Raw genomic sequence first — 24289 nt, forward strand, 5'->3', positions numbered from 1 at the left:
CTCCTCGCCCGCTGAACGCCCCTGCCTGTCGTTCGACGGGCGGATGACGCGGCCGTCTGAGCCGCTGAGTTCCGGAGATCACCATGAATCCCTTGCTTCGCCGCAGCGCTTTGGCTGTGGCCCTTGCGTCCCTGTTGGGCGGTTGCGCCTCGCTGTCGCCGCGTCCGGACGACGCCCAGGTGAACCGCCTGCTCGAAGAGCGCGGCGCACCGGTCGTCCGCGGCATGGCGGCGGATGCCGCGCCCATCGACGTCCGCGACCGGCTGGCGTCGCCCATCGACCGCGATCGCGCCGTCGCGATCGCCATGCTTCGCAGCCCGCGCATGCGCGAGGCCTACGCCCGCCTGGGCCTCGCTCGCGCCGAGGTCATCGAGGCGGTGGAAATCGCCAATCCTGGCGTGTCCATTGCGCGTATGAACCTGAGCCCGGGTGCGGGCTACAACCAGACGATCGGCGTGTCGCTGCCGTTTGTCGATGCCCTGCTGCTGCCGGTGCGCGCCCGCTGGGCCCGACAGCAGTACGAGCGCCACGGCATCGAGGTGGCCCAGGCCGTGATCGGTCTGACCGTCGAGGTGGAAGCGGCGTGGTACCGGGCCGTGGCGGCACAGCAGGTGGCCGATATGCGCTCCGCTGTGGCCGAGGGGGCGGACGCCACCGCCGAGCTGGCGCAGCGCTTCTTCGACGCCGGCAACATCAGCGAGCTGCAGCTCAAGCGCGAACAGGCGGTGGCGACCCAGTTCCGCATCGATGCCGCCCAAGCGCGTGCCGACGCGCTGCGAGAGCGTCTCGCGTTCGGCAACCTACTGGGCTTGAGTGCCGCCGACGGCGACTGGTCGCTGGCCGATCGCCTGCCGATGCCCGTTACGGCGGAAGACGACGCCGAGGCGCTGGTTCGACTGGCGGAATCGTCGAACCTCGAGTTGCAGGCGGCGCGATTGCAGGAAAGCCAGCTGCGTTCTGCACTGCGCACCACCCGCGCCACGCGCTGGTTCGGCGGCGTCGAGGCCGGGGCGGAGCGCGAGAAGGAAGCCGACGGCGCGTATCTCACCGGCCCGACGCTGAGCTTGGAGCTGCCGCTGTTCAACCAGGGCCAGGGCAAGCTCGCTCGCGCCGAGGCGCTGGTCGCGGAAGCCCAAGCCCGCGTGCAGCTCGCCGAGCTCAATGCGACGAACGCCGTGCGGACCGGATCGCGTGCGTTGAACGAGCACCGCCAGATCGTCGCCCTGCATCGCGACACGCTGATTCCGCAGCGCGAGCGCATCGTCGAGCGCAGCCAGCAGGAGCAGAACTTCATGCTGATCGGCGTGTTCGAGCTCGTGCAGGCGAAGGTCGAGGAGTACGACGCCTACCAGAGCTACCTCGAGGCGGTGCGCGACTACTGGCTGGCCCGCGTCGAGCTGATGCGGGCGGTGGGCCAACGGCTGCCGAGCGACGGGGCAGCGAGCCCGCCCACCCCCAGCGTGCAGGACATCCTGACGCCGAAGGGCGGCATGCCGGGCATGGATCACGGCGCGATGCCGAGCATGGATCACAGCGCCCACGCCCCCGCAGCGGCCGAAGCGGGCGCGACCTCGATGAACGGCATGAAGGGAATGGAGGGCATGGACCACAGCCAGCACGGCGAGACGGCGCCGCCCTCGGAGACGTCGATGGACGGCATGGAGGGGATGGAAGGGATGGACCACAGCGCCCACGGCGCGCCATCGACCCCCTTGCCACCGGAAGACGAAGCCGACGACGCCCTGCCCGAAAGCGGCAAGTCCGAAGACGACCATCACCAGCACGACCACCACGACGGTGGTCAGGGAGAAACGCCATGAGCACGATGTCCCGACGCGATCTGCTGCGCACCGCCGGTGTCGGCTTGGCCGGTGCCGCCGCGACCGGCCTGGTCGCCGCGCAGAACCACGCCGGCCATGCCGGCCACGCCGAGCCTGAGGCAACGCCCGCCGCACCCGCCGCTCCGTCGCGCCGCAGCGCCGGCGGCCGCGGCCGGGTGCGTACGCTCAACGGCTGGACGCTGCCCTACCGGATGAACGGCGGCGTCAAGGAGTTCCACCTCGTCGCCGAGGAGTTCGAGCACGAGTTCGCGCCCGGCTCGAAAGCGATCTGCTGGGGCTACAACGGTGGCACGCCGGGCCCGACGATCGAAGCCGTTGAAGGGGACCGCGTGCGGATCTTCGTCACCAACCGCTTGAAGGAGGCCACCACGATCCATTGGCACGGCCTGATCCTGCCTTCCGGCATGGACGGCGTTGGCGGGCTCTCGCAGCCGCAGATCGGCCCGGGCGAAACGTTCGTCTACGAATTCACGCTGCAGCAGCACGGCACGCACATGTACCACCCGCACGCCGATGAAATGGTGCAGCTTGCGATGGGCACGATGGGGCTCTTCATCATCCATCCCAAGGGCGAGGACCCGGCGCCGGTCGATCGCGACTACGCCTTCCTGATCCACAACTTCGCGCTGCATCCGGGCACGCGCCGTCCCGACCCCGCGATCATGCAGGACTTCGACCTGTGGACCTTCAACTCGAAGGTGTTCCCGGCGATCGACTCCATCGTGGCGCGCACGGGCGAGCGGGTGCGGATCCGCATGGGCAACCTGAGCATGTGGAACCACCCGATCCATCTGCACGGCGTGCAGTTCCAGGTGACGGGCGGCGACGGCGGTCGCTGGCCGCGCAGCCAGTGGCGCTCGGAAGTGACCGAGATCGTCGGCGTCGGCCAGATGCGCGACATCGAGTTCACCGCGGTGCCCGGCGATTGGGCGTTCCACTGCCACATGTCGCACCACACGATGGGGCCGATGGGGCACGACCTGCCCAATACGCTGGGGGTCAATCAGCGCGGGGTTGAAGAGCGCATCCGCAAGATGCTGCCCGGCTACATGGCCATGGGCGAGAACGGCATGGCCGAGCACCAAAAGCACACCGACAGCGGCCACATGCAGGGCCCGCCGAACACACTCGCGATGATGTCGGGCAACGGTCCGTTCGGACCGCTGGAGATGGGCGGCATGTTCACCGTGGTCAAGGTGCGCGACGACCTGCGCTCGGGTGATTACAGCGACCCGGGCTGGTACCGGAATCCCGCCGGCACGGTGGCTCGGAAAGTCAGCGCCGACCCCAGCTTCGGCAACCCGCCGCGTCGTCCCCGCTAAGCCTTGGAGCCCACCATGAACTTCCTGAAATCCGCGCTGCTGATCGGCGGCGTCGGCCTGCTCGGCGCGACCGGCGCCATCTACTTCGGCGTCGTGCATCCCGGCGCCGACGAGCCGCATTCCGCGCCGGTGTACCGCCTGATCGAAACCGCCCGCGAGCGCGCCATCGCCGTGCGTGCGAGCGACATCATCGTGCCGGCCTTGGGCGACGCCGAGCAGATCCGTCGCGGCGCCGGCAACTACGCCTCGATGTGCGTGGCCTGTCACCTCGCTCCGGGCGCGCCCGGGACCGAGCTGAGCCAAGGCCTCTATCCGGCCCCGCCGAATCTGTCGACGCAGGCCATCCGCTCGCCGGAGCACGCCTTCTGGGTGATCAAGCACGGCATCAAGGCCTCGGGCATGCCGGCCTGGGGCAAGAGCATGGACGACCCGTACATCTGGGACATGGTCGCCTTCCTGCAGGCGATGCCGACGATGGATGCGGCGGCCTACCGCGAGCTGGTGGCGTCGAGCGACGGCCACTCGCACGGCGGCGGGGAGTCGATGCCGCACCCGCACGGCAGCGCCGGCGGCGGCGATCACCACGGGGCCGCTGACGAGGCCGGCGGCGCGGCCGCCCACGACCACGGGAGTCACGACCACGGAGCGCATGACCACGGCGACGCCGCGGACAGCACCGAGGCCGCCCCGGCCGACCACCACGACGACCCCAACGCACCGCCCCACGCGCACTGACCGGAGCCCTCGCATGCACACTTTCACCCGATCCGCCGGCGTCCTGCTGTTGGCCGCCGCACCCACCCTGGCGATGGCGCACGAGAACGCGCCGCATGCCGCGCCGGCCGCGAGCGTGCACGCGCAAGCCGCAGCGCCGGCCGCGACGACGCCCGAAGCCACGGTCGACGCCTTTGCACAGGCGCTGCGCCGCGGCGATACCGCCACGCTGCGCACTCTGCTGGCGCCTGACGTGCTGATTCTCGAAGGCGGCGGCGCGGAGCGCTCCGCCGAGGAGTACTTGAGCGGGCACGCCGTCTCCGATGCCGCGTTCCTGAAAACCGCGCACATCCAGCAGACGGCACGAACGGCCAAGACCGAGGGCGAGCTCGCCTGGGTCGCCACCGAGAGCGAGCTGCACGTCGAGCGCGACGGCCAGCCGGTGACGCTGGGCAGCGCCGAGACGATGCTGCTGCAGAAGATCGACGGCGTGTGGCGCATCGTCCACATCCACTGGTCGTCGGCGCGACGCGCCCAGAAGGTGACGCCATGAGCCGCCTCTTGATTGCGCTGGTGCTCGGTTTGGCTGCCGCTGCCTCGGGCTGCAGTGTGGCCACGTCGACCGACAGCGCGTCATCGCCGGCCGCCGCGGCGCCCGCGGCCGCGTTGCCGCTGCTGGTGGTGCACAAGAGCCCGACCTGCGGCTGCTGCTCGCTGTGGGTCGACCACATGAAGCAAGCCGGCTTCCGCGCCGAGATCCAGCTCTCCGACGACGTCGAGCCGGTGAAGCGCCGCGTCGGCGTTCCAGCGGGCTACGGCAGCTGCCACACGGCGGAAGTGGGCGGCTACTTCGTCGAAGGCCACGTGCCCGCCGAAGACGTCCAGCGCCTGCTCAAGGAGCGACCGGACGCGCTCGGCCTGACCGTACCCGGCATGCCGATGGGGTCGCCGGGCATGGAAGTGCCCTCGGGCGAAGTCCGGCCCTACACCGTCTTCCTCGTGCACCGGGACGGCACCGTGTCGCCGTTTGCCGAGCACGGACCGCGCTGAGGAGAACGTCATGGCGCACGACCCGCACGCCCACCACCGGCACGCCGGTGCTCCCACCGCAACCCCGTCGCCCGCCGCGGCCGGCGATAGCAGCGGCATCGGCGTCCCTTGGTACACCTGCCCGATGCACGCCGAGGTGCGCCAGCGCGGTCCGGGGCACTGCCCGAAGTGCGGCATGGCGCTGGAACCGGAGCTCGCGAGCGCTGATGACGATGCGGTTTCGCCCGAACTGGTCGACTTCACGCGGCGGTTCTGGTGGACGCTGCCGCTCACGGTGGTGGTGCTGGTCATCGCGATGGTCGGCCACCGCGTTCCCGGGTGGTCGCCGGCGGCCCGCACCTGGATCGAGCTGGTGCTGACGACGCCGGTGGTGCTGTGGGCGGGCTTGCCCTTCTTCGCCCGCGGCTGGGTCTCGTTCCGTACGGGTCAGCTCAACATGTGGAGCCTGATCAGCGTCGGCGTCGCGGCGGCGTTCCTGTACAGCCTGGCGGCGACGCTCGCGCCCGGTGCGTTCCCGACGACCTTCGTCGAGCACGGCCGGGTCGGGGTGTACTACGAGGCCGCGGCGGTCATCGTGTCGCTGACCCTGCTCGGACAGCTGCTCGAGCTGCGCGCCCGCTCGAAGACCTCGGCAGCGATCCGGGCCCTGCTGGACCTGGCCCCGAAAACCGCCCGTCGTCTCAAAACCGATGGCACGGACGAGGACGTCCCGATCAGCGAACTGCACATCGGCGATCGCGTCCGCGTCCGGCCCGGCGAGAAAGTCCCTACCGACGGCAAGGTGCTCGAAGGACGGTCGCATGTGGACGAATCGATGCTGACGGGAGAGCCGGTGCCGGTCGAGAAGTCGGCGGGCGATGCGGTGATCGGCGCCACCCAGAACGCCAACGGCGCGCTGCTGGTCGAGGTGACCCGCGTGGGTGGCGACACCCTGCTGAGCCAGATCGTGCAGCTCGTGGCCGCCGCACAGCGGTCGAAGGCGCCACTGCAGCGCATGGCCGACGTCGTCGCCTACTGGTTCGTCCTCGCCGTGCTCGCGATCGCGGCGCTGACCCTGCTCGGCTGGGGCCTGTTCGGGCCGGCGCCGTCGTGGACCTACGGCGTGCTCAACGCGGTCTCGGTGTTGATCATCGCGTGCCCGTGCGCTCTCGGGCTGGCTACGCCGATGTCGATCATGGTCGCGACGGGACGCGCCGCGGGATCAGGCGTGCTGTTCCGCGACGCCGAGGCGATCGAAACGCTTCGGCGCGTCAGCGTCTTGGTGGTGGACAAGACCGGCACGCTGACCGCCGGGCGTCCGAGCTTCGCTGCCGTCGAGGTGACCGCGGGCTTCACCCAAGACCAGGTGCTGCGTTGGGCGGCATCGCTCGATTTGGGCAGCGAACATCCGCTGGCGGCGGCCATCGTCGAGGAGGCGCGGCGCCGCAACCTGCCGCTGTCGGCCGCCGAGGATTTCTCCTCCGACTCAGGCATCGGGGTGCGCGGGCGAGTTGACGGCCTGCAGCTGATGCTGGGCAACGAAGCGCTGATGGCGCGGGGCGCAGTTCGGCTGGGCGCACTCGCGTCGGCCGCCGAGAGCTTGCGCAACAGCGGTGCCAGCGTCATGCATCTGGCCGTTGATGGCCAGCTCGCCGGGCTGCTCGCAGTCAAGGACCCCATCAAGTCGACCAGCCCCGACGCCATCGCGACCCTGCGCAACGCCGGCCTGCGCATCGTCATGGCGACGGGCGATGGCCACGCCACGGCCAAGGCGGTGGGACGGGCGCTGGGCATCGACGAGTTCCATGGCGAGGTCACGCCGGCCGACAAGCTCGCACTGGTCGAGCGCCTGCAGGCCGGCGGCGCCAAGGTCGCCATGGCCGGCGACGGCATCAACGACGCGCCGGCGCTGGCCAAAGCGGACGTCGGCATCGCGATGGGCACCGGCACCGATGTCGCGATGTCGAGTGCCAAGGTCACGCTGGTGAAGGGCGACCTTCAGGGCATCGCCATCGCGCGGCGGATCTCCGAAGACACCGTGGCGAATATGAAGCAGAACCTGATGTTCGCGTTCGCCTACAACGCGGCCGGCGTCCCGGTGGCGGCCGGCTTGCTTTACCTGTTCGGCGGCCCACTGCTCAGCCCGATGGTCGCGGCGCTGGCCATGAGCCTGAGCTCGTTCTCGGTCGTGGTGAACGCCCTTCGACTGCGAAAGGCCACGCAGTGAATCCCGGTCCGGGCGGCGCTCCGACGTCCCGGTCCGTTCCCTCACCCACGGAGCAGGAGATGCCCATGTCACGCACACTGACCACCACGCTCGCCCTCGGCATGCTGTTCGCCAGCCCCTTGGCGCTGTCGAACGACAACCCGCACGCCAACCATCCGGCTCCGGCCGCGCAGGACCACGCCGCGATGGCGCCGGACTTCGCCAAGCTCGACACCAACGGCGACGGCCAGCTCGAGAAGATCGAGCTGCCGAAAGACCATCCGATGGCGGCTCACTTCGACATGATGGACAAGGACAAGGACGGCAAGGTCAGCAAGGCCGAGTTCGACGCCATGCACAGCGGGCACGACGGCGCGCACCACGGCACGCACTGAAGTGCCCTGCACGCGGCCGGGTTCCGCCGAGCCCGACCGCGATGCGCCAATTCTTCAAGACGGTCCCCTCGCGGCGACGTAGCGTTCGTGGACGTCGATGGAGGATCGCCTCATGTGGCTTCGCGCAACCTATGCCCCGCTGTTCTTCTTCGGATTCCTCGCCCTCGGGGTCTGGATCGCGAAGGCCCCGGCTTGGTCCTTGTGGACGCTGATGGCCCCACTGGTCTGCGCCGTTGCCGTGTCGTTGGTGGTTGAACGGATCGTTCCGTACCAACCGGACTGGAACGGGTGGCAGCCCGACACGCCGCGCGATCTCGCGCACGCCGGCGTCAACGAGTCGCTGAATCTCGCCGGGGTCGCGCTGTGGAGCACGGTGGCGGCCGCTGTTGCCGGGGTTGGTCTTCCGCGGGCGTGGCCCGACGAGTGGCCGTTGGCAGCGCAAGTGGTGCTTGCGATCGTCCTCGCGGATGTCGGTTTCACGTTGGCGCACTACGCAAGCCATCGGATCGGATGGCTCTGGCGTCTGCATGCGGTGCACCACAGCCTTCGCCGGATGTACGGATTCAACGGGTTGATGAAGCATCCGCTGCATCAGGGTATCGAGGCTGCGGCGGCCTTCGCGCCGCTGCTTCTGCTCGGGGCGCCGCAGGCCGTGGTGGCGCTCGTGGGCTACGCCGCTGTGATCCAGCTGCTGCTCCAGCACAGCAATGCCGACCTCCGCATGGGCCCGCTGCGCCACGTGTTCGCGTGGGCGCCGGTGCATCGCTTCCATCACGTCAAGTACGGCCGCTCGGGCGACGTCAACTTCGGGTTCTTCCTGACCGTGTGGGACCGGCTGCTGGGCACTGCGTTCTGGACAGGCCGTCACCGGGTCAACAGCGACGACCTGGGCATCGGCACGCGGCCCGACTTCCCGGTCGACTACGGGTCTCAGCTGATCGAGCCCTTCCGGGCGCCGACGTCATCGGACGCTCCCGCAACGCCGGAATGGCTCTCCCGGGATGCCTCCGCTGCCGGCGGCTGATGGCCACGGGCGATCGGAATCAGCGACCGGTCCGCACGGACGCCGAAAGTAGCGCGAAGCGACCGCGAGAAGTGAGCGGCGTCGGAAAATCCGGCGTCATGGGCGGCGGCGGTCAGCGTGGCGCCGGCCAGCACGCGATCCATGGCGAATCGCAGACGCCGCCATAGGACGAGCTGCTTGGCCGGCAGGCCGATTGAGGCCCCCAGTCGGCGTTCGAGCTGGCTGATGCTGATGTTCTGACGTTTCGCGAGTTCGCCGACGCGGAGTGGCTCACCGAGCAATCGGTCGACGTCCGCCATTAGCGCGCTGAGCGAAGGCGCTAGCGGATTCGCCGGCCACTCCGCTTCCAGCCACTGTAGCCAGGCATCTGCATCCCGTGGCGCCATCCCGTCGATCAGCGGAATGCGTTCAAGGGTGTAAACCCAGGGCTCCGCGTAGATGAACGTTGCGGGCCCGGTTCCGGCACGGACGAGGTGCGACACCCCTGAGGGCACGATCCATGCTTCGCCGTGCCGAGCCGCCCCATCGACGACCAGCTCGTTTCCGTGGCCCCTGGAGTACACGATCTGATGCGCGTGATGCGCATGACGCGCTGCGTCCCCCGGGACGCCGACGAACACCGCCAGGTGCTCGCCAACGCGGATACGGCCGCGCCAGGGCGATTCTGGCGGTTGTCGAATGCAGGTCAGCGGCGGCGTCATAGTGGGCGCCAGTCTGCCAAGGCGGCGAGCCCCTGGGGCTCGCCGGAATGGAGTTGCTTTCTGATCGACCGACGAAGCGGTGAATGGCCCTTTGTCACGGATTGGTCTTGGGCATCGCTTCCATTGTCTTGTCGCTCTTGTGCACCAGGCGGTACAGCGCCGGCAGCACGAACAGCGTCAGCAGGGTCGACGACAGCACGCCGCCGATCACCACCGTCGCCAGCGGCCGCTGCACTTCCGCACCCGCACCGACGGCAAACGCCATTGGCACGAAGCCCAGGCTTGCGACCAGTGCGGTCATCAGCACCGGACGGAAGCGCGTCAGCGCTCCGTCGCGCACCGCGTCGTCAAGAGCCATACCGTCCAGGCGCAGCTGGCGGATGAAGCTCAGCATCACGATACCGTTGAGCACCGCGATGCCGCTGAGCGCGATGAAACCCACACCCGCCGAAATCGACAGCGGCAGGTCGCGCAGCATCAGCGCCGCGACGCCGCCGGTCAGCGCGAGCGGCACGCCGGAGAACACCACCAGCGCATCGCGGCCTGAGCCGAAGGCGAGGAACAGCAAGCCGAGGATCAGTACCAGTGTCAGCGGCACGACGATCGACAGCCGCTGTGTCGCCGAGATCAGCTGCTCAAAGGTTCCGCCGTACTCGACCCAGTAGCCAGGAGGCACGTCGACTTCGCTGGCCACCCTCCGCTGCACCTCGGTGACGAAAGAGCCGAGATCACGACCGCGGACGTTGGCCGTCACCACCACGCGGCGCTTGCCGTTCTCGCGGTTGATCTGGTTCGGGCCCTCCTCGATGGTGATGCGCGCCACTTCGCGCAGCGGCACGGTGCGGACGCTGTCGGCGCGATCGGCGGGTAGCGGGATCGGCAGGTCGCCTAGTCGGTCGGCATCGTTGCGCAGGCGGTCGTCCAGGCGGACGACGATCGGCGCGCGGCGATCGCCCTCGTAGAGCATTCCCGCCTCGGTGCCGCCGATGGCCGTGGTGACCACCTGTTGGACGTCCGCCACCGAGAGGCCCAACCTCGCCACCGCTTCGCGGTCGGGGTCGACCACCAGCATCGGCAGGCCAGTGGTCTGCTCCACGCGCACATCCGCAGCACCGTCGACGCTGGACATCGCGGCCTCGATCGCCCGTGCGGTGTCCATCAGCGTGTCGAGGTCGTCGCCATACACCTTTACTGCCACGTCCGAACGCACGCCCGAGATCAGCTCGTTGAACCGCATCTGGATGGGCTGGGTGAACTCGTAGTTGTTGCCGGGCACTTTGGCGACCAGCGCTTCGAGCTCGGCGACCAGCTCCGCTTTCGACTTGCCGGAATCCGGCCATTCGTCGCGTGGTCTCAGGATCACGAAGGTATCGGCCACCGACGGCGGCATCGGGTCGGTCGCGACCTCGGCCGTGCCGATCTTGCTGAAGACGAGCTTCACCTCCGGCATCGTCACGATCTCGCGCTCCAGCACCTGCTGCATCGCCACCGACTGTGAGATGGAGGTGCCCGGAATGCGCATCGCATGCAGCGCCACGTCACCTTCGTCCAGGCTGGGCATGAATTCGGTGCCCATCTGCGTCGACGCGAATCCCGCACTGGCCACGAGCACCGCGGCCGCCAGCACCACGCGCCAGCGCCACGCGAGCACGCGGTCGAGCGCCGGGGCATAGCCGCGCTTCAGCCACAGGACGACCCGGTTCTCCTTCTCCCCGATGCGGCCACCGAGGCCCACCGCGACCATCGCCGGCACGAAGGTGAGCGAGAGCAGCATCGCTGCGGTCAGCGCGAACACCACGGTGAAGGCCATCGGGTGGAACATTTTTCCTTCGACGCCGTCCAGCGCGAGAATCGGCAGGTACACCGCGGTGATGATGCCCACGCCGAACAGACTCGGCTTGATCACTTCGGCCGTGGCAGAGGCCGCTAGCTCGTAGCGCTCCTCGCGCGTCAGCAGGCGGCCGAGCCGGTGCTGCAGCTCGCCGAAGCGACGGATGCAGTTCTCCATGATGATCACCGCGCCGTCGACGATGAGGCCGAAGTCCAACGCCCCCAGGCTCATCAGATTCCCCGAGACGCCGGCCTTCAGCATGCCGGTCGCGGTCATCAGCATCACCAGCGGGATGACTGCGGCGGTGATCAGCGCCGCGCGCAGGTTGCCGAGCAGCAGGAACAGCACGACGACGACCAGAAGCGCGCCTTCGGCGAGCGATTTCGACACCGTGCCGATGGTGCGGTTCACCAGCGCCGTGCGGTCGTAGACCGTCCGCAGGATCACGCCGTCCGGCAAGGTGCTGCGAACCGATTCGACACGCGCATCCACCGCCTGCGCGACCTCGCGACTGTTGGCGCCGACCAGCATGAACACCGTGCCCAGCACGACCTCCTCGCCGTTCTCGGTGGCGGCACCGGTGCGCAGCTCCTTGCCCTCTTGCACGGTCGCGACGTCGGAAACGCGGATGACCCGCGTGCCGCGCGTCGTGACCACCACCGCACCGATCGCCGAGGCATCGCCGAGCTGTCCAGGCACGCGCACCAGCACCTGCTCGCCGCGCTTCTCGATGTAGCCGGCGCCGACGTTGGCGTTGCTGCGCTCCAGCGCATCGACCAGGTCATCGAGACTGAGGTTGAGTGCGATCAGCCGGGTCAGATCGGGAGCGACCTGCACCTCCCGGGCATAGCCGCCGATCGTGTTGACCTCGACGACTCCCGGCACCGTGCGGAGCTGCGGCTTGACCACCCAGTCCTGCAGGGTGCGCAGGTCGGTCGGCGTCCACGGCTGTCCGTCCTGCCGCTTCGCCCCGGGCTCGGCTTCGACGGTGTACATGTAGATCTCGCCCAAGCCGGTGGAGATTGGCCCCATCGCGGGCTCGAGGCCGGTAGGCAGCTGGCCGCGCACCTGCTGCAGGCGTTCGGCGATTTGCTGTCGGGCCCAGTAGATGTCGGTGCCGTCCTGGAACACGACGGTCACCTGCGAAAGCCCATAGCGCGACAGCGAGCGCGTGTAGTCGAGCTTTGGAATGCCGGCAAGCGCCGTTTCCACTGGAAACGTCACGCGCTGCTCGGCCTCGAGTGGCGAGTAGCCCGGCGCTTCGGTGTTGACCTGCACCTGCACGTTGGTGATGTCCGGCACCGCGTCGATCGGTAGCCGGAGGAGATTGAAGGCGCCCCAGGCCCCGAGGGCGAGGACGAGCATCAGCACCAGCCAGCGGTGCCGGATGGTGTAGCGGATGAAGGACTCGATCATGGCGGCCTCAGTGCTCGTGCTCGGCGCCGGCCTTGGCGATGTCCGCCTTGACCAGGAAGCTCTGCTCGACGACCACCTCGTCGCCCGAGGACAGGCCGTTCTTCACCTCGACAAACGCGCCGTCGCGAACGCCGAGCGTGACCGGCGCTGCCGCGTAGGTGTCGCCTCGGCGGACGAACACGACGTCGCGACCCTCCATGCGCTGCAGCGCGCCGAGCGGGACGCGCAGCGCGGCCACGGTGGTGCCGATGCTGACCTCGGCCTGCACCGCCATGCCGGGGCGCCAGAGCCCGTCGGCGTTCGCCAGCACCGCCCGCCCGGTCAGGCTCTGGCTGTCGACATCGGCAGCCGGCAGCATCTGCGCGATCGAGGCCGTGGCGCGCGTTCCGTCGGCGATGCGCTCGACCTGCACCTCGGCGCCGATGCGCACCCGCTGGGCATCGCGACCGAACACATGCAGGTCGACCCACACTTCGGAAAGGTCCGCGACCTCGAACAGCGGTGCGTCGCCCGCGAGGCCGCCCACCTCGACGTCGCGGCGCATCACCACGCCGGCGATCGGCGTCGTGATGGCATACGACGAGAGACTGGCGTTGCTCTCGACTGTGGCCAGACGCTGTCCCGCGCTGACGCGATCGCCCACCTGCACGGCGACGGTGCGGACGGCACCGGGAAAGCGCGCCGACACGCGGGCTATGGCCCCCTGGCGCGCCTCGATAACGCCCGGCAGACGCACGGTCTGGTGGATCACGCCTGCGCCAACCGGCGCGACGACGATGCCTGAGCGCTCGGCGGTTTCGGCCGGGATGGTGGTCTGGTCGGCTGGGGCGTCGTCGTGGCCGTGCTCGTCGTCTTCTTCGGCTTGTGTCTCGTCATGGCCGTGGCTGTGTTGCTCCTCGCCTTGGGAGTCATGGGAGGCCTCGGCCTCGTCATGCGCGTGGCCATCGCCATGATCGTCGTCGGCTTGGTTTCCGCAGCCGGCCAGACCGGCGGCCAGGAGGAGGGAAAGCGCGGTGAACAGAAGGGTGTTGCGGTTCATTCGGTGTCTCCTTCGCGAGCGTCGCTTGCCGTCCAGGAATCGGCGGTGAGGCGCTGCAGTTCGATCAGGGCGCGCTGCGTGGCCACGCGGGCCTCCAGCAGCGCGAAGCGTGAGGTGGTGATGTCGGTTTGCACGGCGGCCCACTCGAGGTAGCTCAGGGCGCCGGCGCGGTAAGCGCGCTCGGACTGCGCAGCGGCGCGTTCGAGGCGCGGCAGCACCTCGGTGCGCAGGCGATCGGCCTGCAGTGCGCCGCTTTCCACCTGCGACCAGGCGTCGACGGCCACGGCTTCCAGCTGCAGCGCGGCGGACTCGCGTTGCATCCCCAAGGCCTCGCGCTCCGCGCGGGCGGCGGCGATGGCGGGCTCGGCGCGCTGCCGCGTGCCCAGCGGCAGGCTGAATCCGGCGACGAGGCCGGTGTCGCTACCGTCTTGCAGGCGACGCACGCCGACGCTCCAATCAGCATCCGGGCTCGCCTCGGTCTCAGCGAGCCGCAGCCGCGCTTCGCGGATGCGCGCTTCGTCGGCGAACGCCAACAGCTCCGGTGACTCGGCAATCCGCGCCGTGAGTTCCGCCAGCGTCGGCAACGCAGGCGGCGATTCCGGCACCGGGGTAACCTCCGGCACCGGGCCGTCGACCGGCGCGCCCCACAGAAGCGACAGCCGGCGCCACGCGGCAGCCTGCTGCGCGTCGAGTGTGGCGAGGCGGGCCTCGGCCTGCGCGATCCCGGCTTCGGCCGCAAGCGCAGACGCTTCGGGCGCAGCACCCGCGGCAAAGCGCTGTCGCGTGGCGTGGGCGATGCGCCGGCGCTGGGCGAGGTCTTCCGCCAGCAGCGGGCGCTGCGCCTGCAGTGCGGCGAGATCGACGTAGCGGCGCGTGGCTTCTGCGAGCAGGTCGAGCTGCGTGGCTGCGCGCTGGACGCTGAGCGCGTCGATGCGGGCCGCAGCCAGTGCCCGGCGCGCCTCGCGCTTGCCGCCGCGCTCCAGCACGCCAGCGAGACTCAGCGTCAGCTCGGCGGATCGGGTGCCCTGGAGAGGCCCCGAACCGAGCACGTTCTCCAGATCCACCTGGGCATCGAGTGCTGGGCGAAGGGCCGCCGCTCGCGCGTCGGCCTCAAGACCCTCGCGGCGGGGGACGAACAGACGAAGATCGGGATGGAACTGGACGACGCGTTCGTGCGCGTCTTCCAGCGTGAAGGGCTGGGCGGCCGCGCCCGTGGCGACGGCCAGCACCATCAGCCCGGCCGCGAGCGCGGCCAGACGATTAGACATGGGGAAACTCCGTTGATTCGTGGAATGGAACGCCGCGAAGCGCGGCCGATTCGACGGATCAGCGGATGGGCGGGCGGAACAGGCCTTGAAGCGCCGGGGTTGGCGCGAGGATCGACGCCACATCGGGAGGCAGCATCGGAGGCAGCGCGATCAGCTTCACGACGGGCGTCGGCAGTACGGCAATGACCACGCCGCAGTGGTGCCAGGCATGCGCCAACTCATGCGAGAGGCTGGCCAGCCCGGGCGGGTGCGGCGTGTCTTCATCGCAGCCAGGACGATCGGCGTCGGCGACCGCGGCAGACACCGCGACAGCTTCGTCATGGACCGGCGGATGACCGGTCGCGATCGCACCCAACATCGACGCCACGATCAGCAGCGCCGCCAGCGCCCAAATGAGGCTGGCTTTGAAGGCTCGTGCGCGAGGTCGGAGGCGGCTCATGAGTTCAGGATAACGAATCAACGCGACAACAGGTCGCGAAGGTCGGCGGGGATGGGCATCGGCTGGATGGCGCTGACGTTCGCTCCCCCGGTGTTGCCCTCCGGCACCCAGATCCGACTGAACAGCGCTGCCGCCATAATCCGCGTGGTCTGCCCGAGCATCTCCCGCGGCTGGCGTTGACGCCAAGCCCAGCCCCACATCCGCAGGTGGCTGCGCACATGGGCGAGCGTGTGACGCTGCGAAAGGATGTGGGCGCGTTCAAGGTGATGGAAGGCCTCGCCGGCCCGGCCGCCGGCTTCCGCCTGACGGGCGAGCGCGTACTCGGTCTCGATGGCTTGGTTGAGGCGTGGGCTCATGGTTTCTGCTCGGCGTGTCCGATGGCAGCCGTATGCCCATGCCCATCGTTCATGGGGGTGGGGATGCCGGTGGTCCACTCCCGCCACGCGGCGCGCAGGACGGTGAAGGAGGTCTGTAGGAACAGCGTGGCCACCAGCAGTCCGACCGCGAGATCAGGCCAGCGGGTTCCCGTCCACACGACCAGGCCCGCAGCCGCCAGCACACCGACGTTGTTCGCCAAGTCGTTGCGCGAGCACAGCCAGACGGAGCGGAGGTTCAGGTCCTCATTGCGGAAGCGCGTCAACAGGGCGAAGGCCGTCACGTTGACGGTGAGCGCGACCAGCGACATCACCGTCATGAGCCCGGCATTCGGTACCTCGCCGGAGATGGCCCGTCTGACCACTTCGATGATCACAAACAGCCCGAACGCGCCCTGGAGTGCACCCTTGAGCAGCGACGCGCCCGCACGCTGCCGGATCGAGCCGGCCATCACGACGAGGGTGAGTAGGTAGATGCCCGCGTCACCGAGAGCATCGAGCGAGTCCGCCATCAGCGCGCTGCTGTGCGCCCACAGGCCGACACTGAATTCGCCAACGAAGAGCATCGCATTGAGCCCCATGACCACCCACAGGACGCGGCGAAGGCCGCGTTCATTCGAGCTGGCGCAGGCGGTCGCGGTGTCGTGGCAGGAGCAGTCGGTCATGGTCTTGTCCTCCGAATGGGCGTACCGTAAACCCCGGAGTCGCTACAGGGTCAAGCCCATGAAGATCGGCGAGCTGGCTGCGGCCACGGACTGCCATTTCGAGACCATCCGCTACTACGAAAAGGTCGGTTTGCTCCCGAAACCGGAGCGAACGGCGTCGGGATACCGGGCGTACCGAAAGGGCGACATCGCCCGCGTCCGTTTCATCACTCGTGGCCGCGCTCTGGGGTTCAGCCTCGACGAGATCCGCAGCCTCCTGCGTCTGTCGGAAAGCCCGGATCTGGCCTGCGCCGAGGTCGACACCCTGGCGCGCCGCCACCTGGCCGAGGTGCGCGAGAAGCTCGCCCACCTTCTGCGGATGGAGGCCGAGCTGGTCGCCACAGTGGAACGGTGTCGCGGCGGGAAGCGGGCCACATGTGCTGTGTTGGAGAGCTTGGCGCATGAAGAAAATGCCTCCGATGCGCCCATATCGATCCACTCCGCGCTGCCTTGAGAAGCTCACATGGCCCTTAAACGCCTCGGCCATCAAGGGTCTTCCAAGACGAATGCCGGTTTTCGCTTGAGCTAACGAGGTACGCCGACGGGGCATCCCAACCGTATTTTCCTGGGTGGGAGGGCAGATCGCGGTCGACCAGGTTCGCCAGACTCGGTCATGGCCTCGAATGGGATCAGTCCAGCGGGTGCCACTTGACTGGATTTTCGTGGGTCAGCTGACGAAGGCGTTCATTGATCTCCTCCCCACGATCCTCGATCAGCAGATGCGCAACACTTTTCGTGTTGTCGTCGAACTGCAGGCGGTTGGTCCACTCGATGACCTCTTTCAGGTCCCAGCCAAGGACATGGAAGCAGACGATCAGCACGGGGTGCGCGTCCCGGCACAAGTACGCCAGGCGCTGGCGGCGACGCGTAAGTGCGTCCTGTGCGCGATCCACCGCGGCCAACTGAGCCTCGAGCCCTTCCACACTGGAATCCGCTTCGTCGTCCGCACCGCCGTCTTCGATACCATCATCAGCGTCCTCGGACGGCCAGTGAAGACGCGTCGCCCACGTGAGCGGTTTGCCCGGACACCCCTCCCGCCAGTTCACGCAGTCTCTGGGGTTCTCGAACATCCCCTCGTCCCGACCGAACAACCGCAGGTGCGACGCACTGGAAACATCTTCCACCGTTGGAAAATGGCGCGCAATCTGAGTAGCAGCCCGCCGATGTTCCATCGGCACCCGACGGTCTCCGTTGAGCGCAACGAGCAAGCCGCCCGCCCACAGCACCGCACGACTTCGTTCAAGGGGGATGGTCATTCAAGGGTCCAAGACGGTGTGTGGCGAAAACCGTGGAGTGTTCGCGCTCATCCGGCTAGTGCACGCTTTGGAGGCCGGATTGCCTCGCGTGCGATGTCCGCCGATAGGCCTTCGGAAACTGGCCATACGGATGATCAAGCGACGGACTGAGGGTGAGTACGTCGAGACTCACTTCGAGCCTTTCGCAACACTCTTTCAGGACCACGGTCGCCGCCCTTGCAGCGCGCTCGGCGTCGGCGTCAGAGACAAAGACGATAAGAACGAGATGACTGGTGCCATCCGAATCCGACTTGGCGTATCGGCCGACCGAGGCACTTTCGACCCCCGGAATGCTCTCGAACAAGCCGGGCAAGGGAGCGACAAGCCATGCGGGTGGTTGAGCCTCGGATTCTAGAGCTCGGCCCCGTTCCCCTTCGCCGTCGATCTTCCGCACTGGCGGCAGCACCTTGCCTTGGAGCAGCAAGGCGATCTCCTCGGGATAGAACAGGCAATAGCGCTGGTTCGGATTGAGGATCAGAGTGGCCCCGGCCGTGATCTTAAACAGCTTCCGGCCTGTGATGCCGATGATCCGGATCCTCGGACTCGAGGCCTCTTCTGCTTGGCGACGGTCGCTGAAGAAGGGCACCAGATAGGCGCCGGTTTGAGGGTGGGGAAACGACACAAGCCGAAGATTTCCAGGACGGTCGTTCAGTGGCGCGTGCACGTAAACCGTGGCGTCGAGCAAGGCCGCCATGAACGCCGGCTCGGCAGAGGCATCCTCCATCGAGCGTGCCATTAGCGCCTCCAAGGAGGACTTGCCGTCAGATCGCTTGGGATTCATCGGTCGACTTATTCGGATCGATGCCGTTGTCCCGTTCCTTGAGCTTCGGGGCGTACTTCTCGAGAAACATGGCCATATGGAAGCGACTGTGGCGCGCCTCGGTGGGGACGCCCACGCCGAGTTTTGTGGCCACCACGGTGGCGTAGCTCTGTTGGGCGGCGGTCGGCGGCTTGAGGTCCCAGTCCAAGCAGTCCTTCAGGAGATCCTCGAGCCGTCGCTCCAAAGCCCGGCGGTACGTGTCCCGTACCTCCCGGTCCCGAATCCGCTCCCACTGCATTGCTACCGCCGCCTCGAGTTGGGGCGATACGAACAGCTCGAGGCTGAGATCCACGCCCGCGTGGACGACGTAGATGGTCATGACAGAGCTCTGTCCAGGGTGCCGGGAAGCCATCCTAGCGCGCCGCTACACGTTTTTCATGTATCCGGTGGCGGGCTATAGCTTGGCCAGTCGTTCGGCGTCGGAGCGACTGCGTGGGAAAGAAGACGATCTATTCGGAGGCGTATCGTCACCTGGTTGACCGCTTACGGGAGCGGCGGGAGTCTTTAGGGCAAACCCAGACAGCGCTCGCAAAGGCGATCGGCTGGCCACAGCAGAAGCTGTCCGCCGTTGAAATCGGCTCCCGGCGGCTCGACGTTATGGAGTATTTCACCCTTACCACTGCGCTTGGCCTGTCGAGGCAAGCGGCCCTGAACCTCGTGCCTGAGGTGCCGCGGGGGCGGACCCGGAAGCCCGGAGCGACGCGCGGCCGGTGATCGAGCGACCCCCGCCTGAATTCCCTTGCGCTAGGCGCTGTCGTCGACGCTTGGGAGGACATCCAGCGTCGGGTCTCGCGTTCGTCGACTGAGGTCCAATCGATAGTCGCCGAAACGATTGATGTGCATAGTTCGGTAGGGCGACAAGCCACGCAGCAACTCTTCGTCGATCGTGTGGCCCTCGGCGCGAAGATCCCACAGCACCCGTGTCATGCCATCGAGTGTGTGGAGCATGACTAGGTTCGCCACGACGTGGCTGTACTTGACCAGCTTCTGCTGCTCGTAAGCGACGTTCTCGGCGATCACCCGGTCATTGCCGAAAAAGATCCACTTCACGAAGTTGTTGAACTGCTCGCTCTTGTTCGTCGCTGCACCGATCATCTTTCGAACGTCACCGTCATCGATGTACTTGAGCAGGAACAGCGTCCGCACCGCCTTACCCAACTCTTTGGTGGCGAAGTAAAGCTTGTTCTTGCGACTCTGCGTCCCGAGACGGCGAAGAATAGTGGACGCCGTGATTTTCCCGAGTTTGATCGACACCGCCACGCGCAGCATGTCATGCCAGTGGGAGCGGATCAGCGCCCAATCGATCGGGTCGCCAAATAGACTGCCGATTGCGCCATAAGTGATTTTCGTGTCTGGCTTGTACAGCTTGAGTTCGTGCAATCGGCGAATTCGCGGCATTAGCTCAATGCCCAATAGGTGGGACAGTCCGAAGACCGGCAGGTTCTGCGCATGCGTATCGCCGTGCAGGACGCTGGGCTGGATTGCCGAATCGTTTCCGAAGACGCCGTCGAGGATGTAATACCCCTCGTAGCTGCCGCAGGCATTGAAACGACTGAAAAGCGCGATGTATTTGTCGGAGACATGGTAGTAGCCGATCCCTCCGTAACCCCCGTAACGGATATGGTGCTCCGACAAGAGGTTCTGCTCGTACATCGACCACATGGTGCCGTCCGCCGAGGCGTGGGTGCCCGTGCCCCAATAGCTCGGGAGTTCGTAGCGATCGTAGGCATTGATGATGTGCATCGCGGCGCGGTGAAGAATGTCCTCGGACACATACTTCACGTTGATCCACGCCACGTTTCGACGCTTGGTGTCTTTCAATGACCGTTCGGTCTGCGACGCACCGAGATTGCAGCCGTAGCACAGGAGGGTCGCCACCACCCGACCCAGCAGATCGCTGATCTTCGGATCTGTTCCGGCCAAGGGCCTGAAGAACTTGGTCAGGTCCGTCCAGCGGACACTGTCGATGAGGACATCGATAATGCTGACGGGCTCCATCCGATCGGCGATCAGCTGATCGAGCTTCTTCAACGCATCGCTGGGCTCTTCGCGCCGGTGTCGCGTCAAGACCAGCCGATCATTCTCAAGACGTGCAGAGACGTTGCCTGGAAATCTCGCATCGACCTCCAGGCTCAGGGCCGTCAACTTCGACTTGAGTTCATCAATGAAGGCATCCGCATCGGTCAAGACGCCGGAGGTCTTCTCGTATTCTTCGATCTCGGCGCGGAAGTCTTCATCATTGACGAGCTGCTCCCGGTAGTCGTTGAACTTTTCGCCACCGGGAACGAAAAGGTCGCCGCTCTTGAGTTCGTCCTTGACTTGGCACATCACCGCGATCTCGAAGTACCGTCGATCAATTAGTGGCGGTTGTCCACGCCCCATCTTGTGGAACACGTGCTTCCGCCAGCGGGGCGTCAGCCAGTCGAGATCACGCTCCGAAGAGAGTCCGATCTGCTCGACGCTGAGCCTCATGGCCTTCTGGCGGCGAAGCCGGAGAACCGCTTCAATACAGCGCTCGATCGCGCGGTCGGCGCTCGTCGATCGCAGGCCCATGACCTGAAGGCAGTTCATCAGGATCGGGCGCGCCGAGCCGTATGGCTTCGGCATGAAAGGAATGTAGTCCTTTCCCGAGAAAGCGAGGTGCGCCTCGCACTCTGCCAGCAAAACCTCGGGATCGGCCATCAGGCTCGACGTAATGGCCTCCAGCGTTCCCTCCGCGGTCACGCCGCCCTGGTACGCATTGAGCACGTCGCGGAGCTGCAAGACCAGTCGATCCACGCTCTCCGCGTTGTCAAGCATGTGCTGGTTGAGCATGGCGAGTGCGGCGTTCTCAACCTTTTGCATCCGCTTCAAGTAAAGCTCGGCGGCATCGTCCATGGCCTTGTAGTACCGCCCACGAATGTAAATCACCGCGAGGCCGTACCGCTTCTCGGGGACGAGCTCCGCCATCTCCGGCGCATTCAGGGACTGGGCGTAGCTGAAGAAGTCTCGAAGCCTGGGAATGCTCGTCGCAACCGCAGGAAGTTCATCCGCAAGCGTACGAAGCCGCTCGATGTGCTGGAGATAGCTCCGGACCTCAACATCCGTCGGCTTCCGGGGGTCGCGCCGCAGCATTTGCCAGCCCGTTTCGGCCCCCACGGAAGGACGAACGAACAGCGCGTCGATCCGGGCCTTGATGGTATCAGGGAGCTCACCGGCAATTCGCCCCAAGATTCTGGCGTTGGCCCGGGTGTGTGCCGTCGTCGCCATGCGATCGACCGTCGAGAACGCCGGGAGCTCGATCCGGTGATGGACGAACTCCTCCAGCAGGGCGTTGATGATGTCCCTCGTGTGATGGCGGGCATCGGCGACACGATCGGCCGTGAGGGCTACCCATTCATCGTCCACCTTCGACCAAGCGGTGATGCCCAGTCGTTTGCGCACTAGCTCGATCTGCCTTTGTCGGACGCTGCTTTGGTCGAGTGAGGTCAAGTCACTGGCCTTGGGGCGTCGACCGAATCGAACGAACTTGGCGATGTGGGCCACGATGTCGGGGCGCACCTCTGCCAGCGTGGGGAAATACCCGAGTCGTTGCGCGATTTTGAGAAGAACCGCGAGCCCGAGTCGCGTCGTGGGCTCCCGCGCAGATTTGAAGACGAAATCCACCTCCTCGCGCGTGAGGGAGTACGTTTCTTCCAGTTCGCGGGGACTCAGGTCCGGCTTGATTCGTGGGTAGGCGGTTTCGTGGATCTGGGGCATCGGGGGGAGGATTCCTGTCGATCGCTATTCCCAACGGCGGGATCCGGAGCGCTCCCGCACGTCGGCGTCGAGGTGGAAATGATGGTTGCCGGCGAAGCGGTGGAGACCGTCGAGAAGTTCCGCGACCGTCTCTTCGAAAAGCTCGTCGTCGGGAAGCGAGAAATGGAATCGCTGCCCGTTGGCATCGACCTGCTGGGCCGCCAAGGGCGCGAGACAGCTGTCGATGAGAATCTTCCTTACCTTCGCATTGCCCGAGCGCGAAGCGCGCTGGTTGCTCAGGACCAGACGCACCTCGAGGTCGACCATCGGCACGCGCGGGGCTGGCAAGGCCGCCGGAACCGGCCGCGCGGTGGGCGATGGGCGGGACTCTTCCGCACGCTCAGAAAGTCCGGCCTCGATACGATGCTTGGCGAAGGGATCGGCGCCATCGAGGTAGCGCATCGCCGAGGACACGTCCTTCCAGCCGACGTACTCCATCAGCGACTTCAGGTCCCAGCCTTGGGCATTGGCCCATTGGGCGAAACCGCGACGGAGGGAGTGGCCGCTGTATTGCTCGGGGGATGCCAAGCCGGCCCGCGCGAAGATCTCGCGAAGCAAGCGGGGAATGCTGTTGGCATGCAAGCTGTTCGATCCGATCGCGCCATTAGCGTCAATGCTCCGAAACACCGGTCCGCTGCTGAGTTCGCTGATCGTCAACCAGTCAACCACGGCCTCGACGGGACACCACCTGGACAGCGCGGGAACGCGGAAAGTGACTCCCTCGGCCTGACGATCCCCCTTCGACTGTGGGAGGAAGCACGTCATGCCTTGGCCCTCGACCACCGTCAGGTTCTGGACCTCCAGGCGCAGAAGCTCATCGGTGCGGAACGCTCGCCAGAAGCCCACCAAGACCAGGGCACGATCGCGACGGTGACGCCGCTCGCCCGGCACATCGCCGTGCGAGCCGGCCCATCGGGCGGCCTCGTCCAGCCAGTCGGCCAGTTGGCCGAGCAACGACAGCTGCAGGGGGGCAGCCTGCCGGGGCGCGGCCGGATGAACCGTCTGGATGCCCTTGAGCACCTTTCGAACCACCGGCGCTTTGGTGGGATCGGGAAACCCGTGATCCCGGTGCCACGCCGACAACGCCGCGACGCGCTGCCTGAGCGTGCTGACGGCGAGGGAGGGGGCGAACCGAGCGAGGTACTTGGCGACTTGATCGGCGGTGGCGGGCAACAGCCCTTCGCCTTCCACCTCGAAATGCCGGATGGCCTTGGCATAGCTCGCTCGCGTGTTCTCGCGGGTGGCGGCGTCGAGGTAGCGATCCAGATCCGACATCGGCAGGGGGAGGAGGAGCGTGGGGGACGGGTGGGAAACGCTCGGGTCTACCGCGCTGGGGCCGCTAGGCTGACGCGCGGATGCGGTAGGACGAGGTTCTTCTTCTCGCCGTCGTCGAATTGAACCGCGACGTGTACCTGTTGTCTTCGGGAAGCGGACGCCACAGGCGCAACGGCCTGCACGGTACCCGTGCCGAACAGCGCATGGCTGATCCGAGGTCCGATGGCCACGGTGACCTTGGGGCCAGACTGTTCACGCTTGGGCATGGCGGTTCCTCGTAGTGGCCGGAGGGAATCCTGGTGCGCTCGCCACGGTGAAGCGCGCTCAGGCAAACGATTAGGCGGCGCGCGGCAACGGCTGCTGCATCTCGGCGACGTCGAGCGTGAAGTCCAGCGGGACCTGAACCGGAACGACGGGATCTCGCTTGTCGTTGTAAACATCGACATCGGTCTTGAGCTGGAGGCAGTCGCCGACGATCTGCTGACGCCGCTGTGCGAAGGATCGTACGAAGTGCTCATGGGGTGCGACCGGATCGTCCAAGTCGGCCCAGAGCGACAGCGTCTTGTTGCCCTTCTTGTGGGTCGCGGCGTGCTTGGCGCGGTACCTCCGACCATGGCGGTCGGTCCGATACTCTTCACGGAACACCTGCGAAATGTCGGCCGCGATCACGTCAATGATCGTTCTCGGGTTCGGCTTGTGCAGGCCGTTGTGGAACGCCCAAGCCGCTACTTCATGCGGGTCGAGCAGGCCATCGTGGCCGGTCTCCGCCTTGTACCGCTCGATGTAGTCCTTGACCTGATTGCTGTATGCGGACATCAC

Annotated in this window: 23 protein-coding genes; 10 read left to right on the forward strand and 13 right to left on the reverse strand. The window is 66.9% G+C overall.

The window, feature by feature from the left end:
• The first annotated feature begins 83 nt into the window (after nucleotides 1-83).
• The 8 genes from ACYVAK_RS08745 to ACYVAK_RS08780 all read left to right on the forward strand — a co-directional run bounded on the left by ACYVAK_RS08745 (nucleotide 84) and on the right by ACYVAK_RS08780 (nucleotide 8531).
• A complete protein-coding gene (locus ACYVAK_RS08745; protein WP_461059976.1) occupies nucleotides 84-1820 on the forward strand; it encodes a TolC family protein in 1737 nt (578 codons plus the stop codon).
• A complete protein-coding gene (locus ACYVAK_RS08750; protein ID WP_461059978.1) occupies nucleotides 1817-3163 on the forward strand; it encodes a multicopper oxidase family protein in 1347 nt (448 codons plus the stop codon). The genes ACYVAK_RS08745 and ACYVAK_RS08750 overlap by 4 nt, the downstream gene beginning before the upstream one ends.
• 15 nt (nucleotides 3164-3178) lie before the next feature.
• Nucleotides 3179-3898 carry a c-type cytochrome gene (locus tag ACYVAK_RS08755; RefSeq protein WP_461059980.1) on the forward strand — a complete coding sequence of 240 codons (720 nt, stop codon included), beginning with the start codon at nucleotides 3179-3181 and terminating at the stop codon, nucleotides 3896-3898.
• Between the two features lie 13 nt (nucleotides 3899-3911).
• The gene (locus tag ACYVAK_RS08760) at nucleotides 3912-4430 is read left to right on the forward strand and encodes a YybH family protein (protein WP_461059982.1); all 519 of its coding nucleotides are present in this window, start codon (nucleotides 3912-3914) and stop codon (nucleotides 4428-4430) included.
• A complete protein-coding gene (locus ACYVAK_RS08765) occupies nucleotides 4427-4927 on the forward strand; it encodes a DUF411 domain-containing protein (protein ID WP_461059984.1) in 501 nt (166 codons plus the stop codon). The genes ACYVAK_RS08760 and ACYVAK_RS08765 overlap by 4 nt, the downstream gene beginning before the upstream one ends.
• Nucleotides 4928-4937: 10 nt before the next feature.
• Entirely contained in the window at nucleotides 4938-7133 is a 2196-nt protein-coding gene (locus tag ACYVAK_RS08770; RefSeq protein WP_461059986.1) for a copper-transporting P-type ATPase, read from the forward strand.
• A gap of 65 nt (nucleotides 7134-7198) precedes the next feature.
• Nucleotides 7199-7507 carry an EF-hand domain-containing protein gene (locus ACYVAK_RS08775; protein ID WP_461059988.1) on the forward strand — a complete coding sequence of 103 codons (309 nt, stop codon included), beginning with the start codon at nucleotides 7199-7201 and terminating at the stop codon, nucleotides 7505-7507.
• Nucleotides 7508-7619: 112 nt separating this feature from the next.
• Entirely contained in the window at nucleotides 7620-8531 is a 912-nt protein-coding gene (locus tag ACYVAK_RS08780) for a sterol desaturase family protein (protein WP_461059990.1), read from the forward strand.
• Here ACYVAK_RS08780 and ACYVAK_RS08785 read toward each other — a convergent pair.
• From ACYVAK_RS08785 to ACYVAK_RS08815, 7 genes are all read right to left on the reverse strand, one after another.
• Nucleotides 8438-9232 (reverse strand): helix-turn-helix domain-containing protein, encoded by a 795-nt coding sequence (locus ACYVAK_RS08785; protein WP_461059992.1) that lies wholly within the window; start codon nucleotides 9230-9232, stop codon nucleotides 8438-8440. The genes ACYVAK_RS08780 and ACYVAK_RS08785 overlap by 94 nt on opposite strands.
• Nucleotides 9233-9326: 94 nt before the next feature.
• Nucleotides 9327-12479, reverse strand: a complete 3153-nt coding sequence (locus ACYVAK_RS08790) for an efflux RND transporter permease subunit (RefSeq protein WP_461059994.1) — start codon at nucleotides 12477-12479, stop codon at nucleotides 9327-9329.
• Nucleotides 12480-12486: 7 nt separating this feature from the next.
• Nucleotides 12487-13518 (reverse strand): efflux RND transporter periplasmic adaptor subunit, encoded by a 1032-nt coding sequence (locus tag ACYVAK_RS08795; protein ID WP_461059996.1) that lies wholly within the window; start codon nucleotides 13516-13518, stop codon nucleotides 12487-12489.
• A complete protein-coding gene (locus tag ACYVAK_RS08800; protein WP_461059998.1) occupies nucleotides 13515-14786 on the reverse strand; it encodes a TolC family protein in 1272 nt (423 codons plus the stop codon). Before ACYVAK_RS08800 ends, ACYVAK_RS08795 begins: the two co-directional genes overlap by 4 nt.
• A 58-nt stretch (nucleotides 14787-14844) precedes the next feature.
• Complete coding sequence (locus tag ACYVAK_RS08805) at nucleotides 14845-15225, reverse strand: hypothetical protein (RefSeq protein ID WP_461060000.1); 381 nt, start codon at nucleotides 15223-15225, stop codon at nucleotides 14845-14847.
• Between the two features lie 17 nt (nucleotides 15226-15242).
• Nucleotides 15243-15581: a DUF3703 domain-containing protein gene (locus ACYVAK_RS08810; protein ID WP_461060002.1), complete on the reverse strand. Its 339-nt coding sequence runs from the start codon at nucleotides 15579-15581 to the stop codon at nucleotides 15243-15245.
• Nucleotides 15578-16264 carry a cation transporter gene (locus ACYVAK_RS08815; protein ID WP_461060004.1) on the reverse strand — a complete coding sequence of 229 codons (687 nt, stop codon included), beginning with the start codon at nucleotides 16262-16264 and terminating at the stop codon, nucleotides 15578-15580. The genes ACYVAK_RS08810 and ACYVAK_RS08815 overlap by 4 nt, the downstream gene beginning before the upstream one ends.
• 58 nt (nucleotides 16265-16322) lie before the next feature.
• Between ACYVAK_RS08815 and ACYVAK_RS08820 the strand changes: the two genes are divergently transcribed.
• Entirely contained in the window at nucleotides 16323-16757 is a 435-nt protein-coding gene (locus tag ACYVAK_RS08820; protein WP_461060006.1) for a MerR family transcriptional regulator, read from the forward strand.
• A gap of 175 nt (nucleotides 16758-16932) precedes the next feature.
• On the opposite strand, the gene ACYVAK_RS08825 is transcribed toward ACYVAK_RS08820, so the two are convergent.
• From ACYVAK_RS08825 to ACYVAK_RS08835, 3 genes are read right to left on the reverse strand one after another with little or no spacing between them, the layout of a single operon-like run.
• On the reverse strand, nucleotides 16933-17559 hold the full coding sequence (locus ACYVAK_RS08825; RefSeq protein WP_461060008.1) for a BPSL0761 family protein: 627 nt from the start codon (nucleotides 17557-17559) through the stop codon (nucleotides 16933-16935).
• Between the two features lie 55 nt (nucleotides 17560-17614).
• On the reverse strand, nucleotides 17615-18379 hold the full coding sequence (locus tag ACYVAK_RS08830) for an SseB family protein (protein WP_461060010.1): 765 nt from the start codon (nucleotides 18377-18379) through the stop codon (nucleotides 17615-17617).
• The gene (locus ACYVAK_RS08835) at nucleotides 18360-18737 is read right to left on the reverse strand and encodes a hypothetical protein (RefSeq protein ID WP_461060012.1); all 378 of its coding nucleotides are present in this window, start codon (nucleotides 18735-18737) and stop codon (nucleotides 18360-18362) included. Before ACYVAK_RS08835 ends, ACYVAK_RS08830 begins: the two co-directional genes overlap by 20 nt.
• A 113-nt stretch (nucleotides 18738-18850) precedes the next feature.
• Between ACYVAK_RS08835 and ACYVAK_RS08840 the strand changes: the two genes are divergently transcribed.
• Nucleotides 18851-19132 (forward strand): helix-turn-helix domain-containing protein, encoded by a 282-nt coding sequence (locus tag ACYVAK_RS08840; RefSeq protein WP_461060014.1) that lies wholly within the window; start codon nucleotides 18851-18853, stop codon nucleotides 19130-19132.
• A gap of 30 nt (nucleotides 19133-19162) precedes the next feature.
• On the opposite strand, the gene ACYVAK_RS08845 is transcribed toward ACYVAK_RS08840, so the two are convergent.
• From ACYVAK_RS08845 to ACYVAK_RS08855, 3 genes are all read right to left on the reverse strand, one after another.
• A complete protein-coding gene (locus tag ACYVAK_RS08845) occupies nucleotides 19163-22156 on the reverse strand; it encodes a Tn3 family transposase (RefSeq protein WP_461060016.1) in 2994 nt (997 codons plus the stop codon).
• A gap of 24 nt (nucleotides 22157-22180) precedes the next feature.
• A complete protein-coding gene (locus ACYVAK_RS08850; RefSeq protein WP_461060018.1) occupies nucleotides 22181-23470 on the reverse strand; it encodes a site-specific integrase in 1290 nt (429 codons plus the stop codon).
• Nucleotides 23471-23806: 336 nt separating this feature from the next.
• Complete coding sequence (locus ACYVAK_RS08855) at nucleotides 23807-24286, reverse strand: hypothetical protein (protein WP_461060020.1); 480 nt, start codon at nucleotides 24284-24286, stop codon at nucleotides 23807-23809.
• Nucleotides 24287-24289: the final 3 nt, after the last annotated feature.

The organism is Silanimonas algicola, from assembly GCF_054777375.1.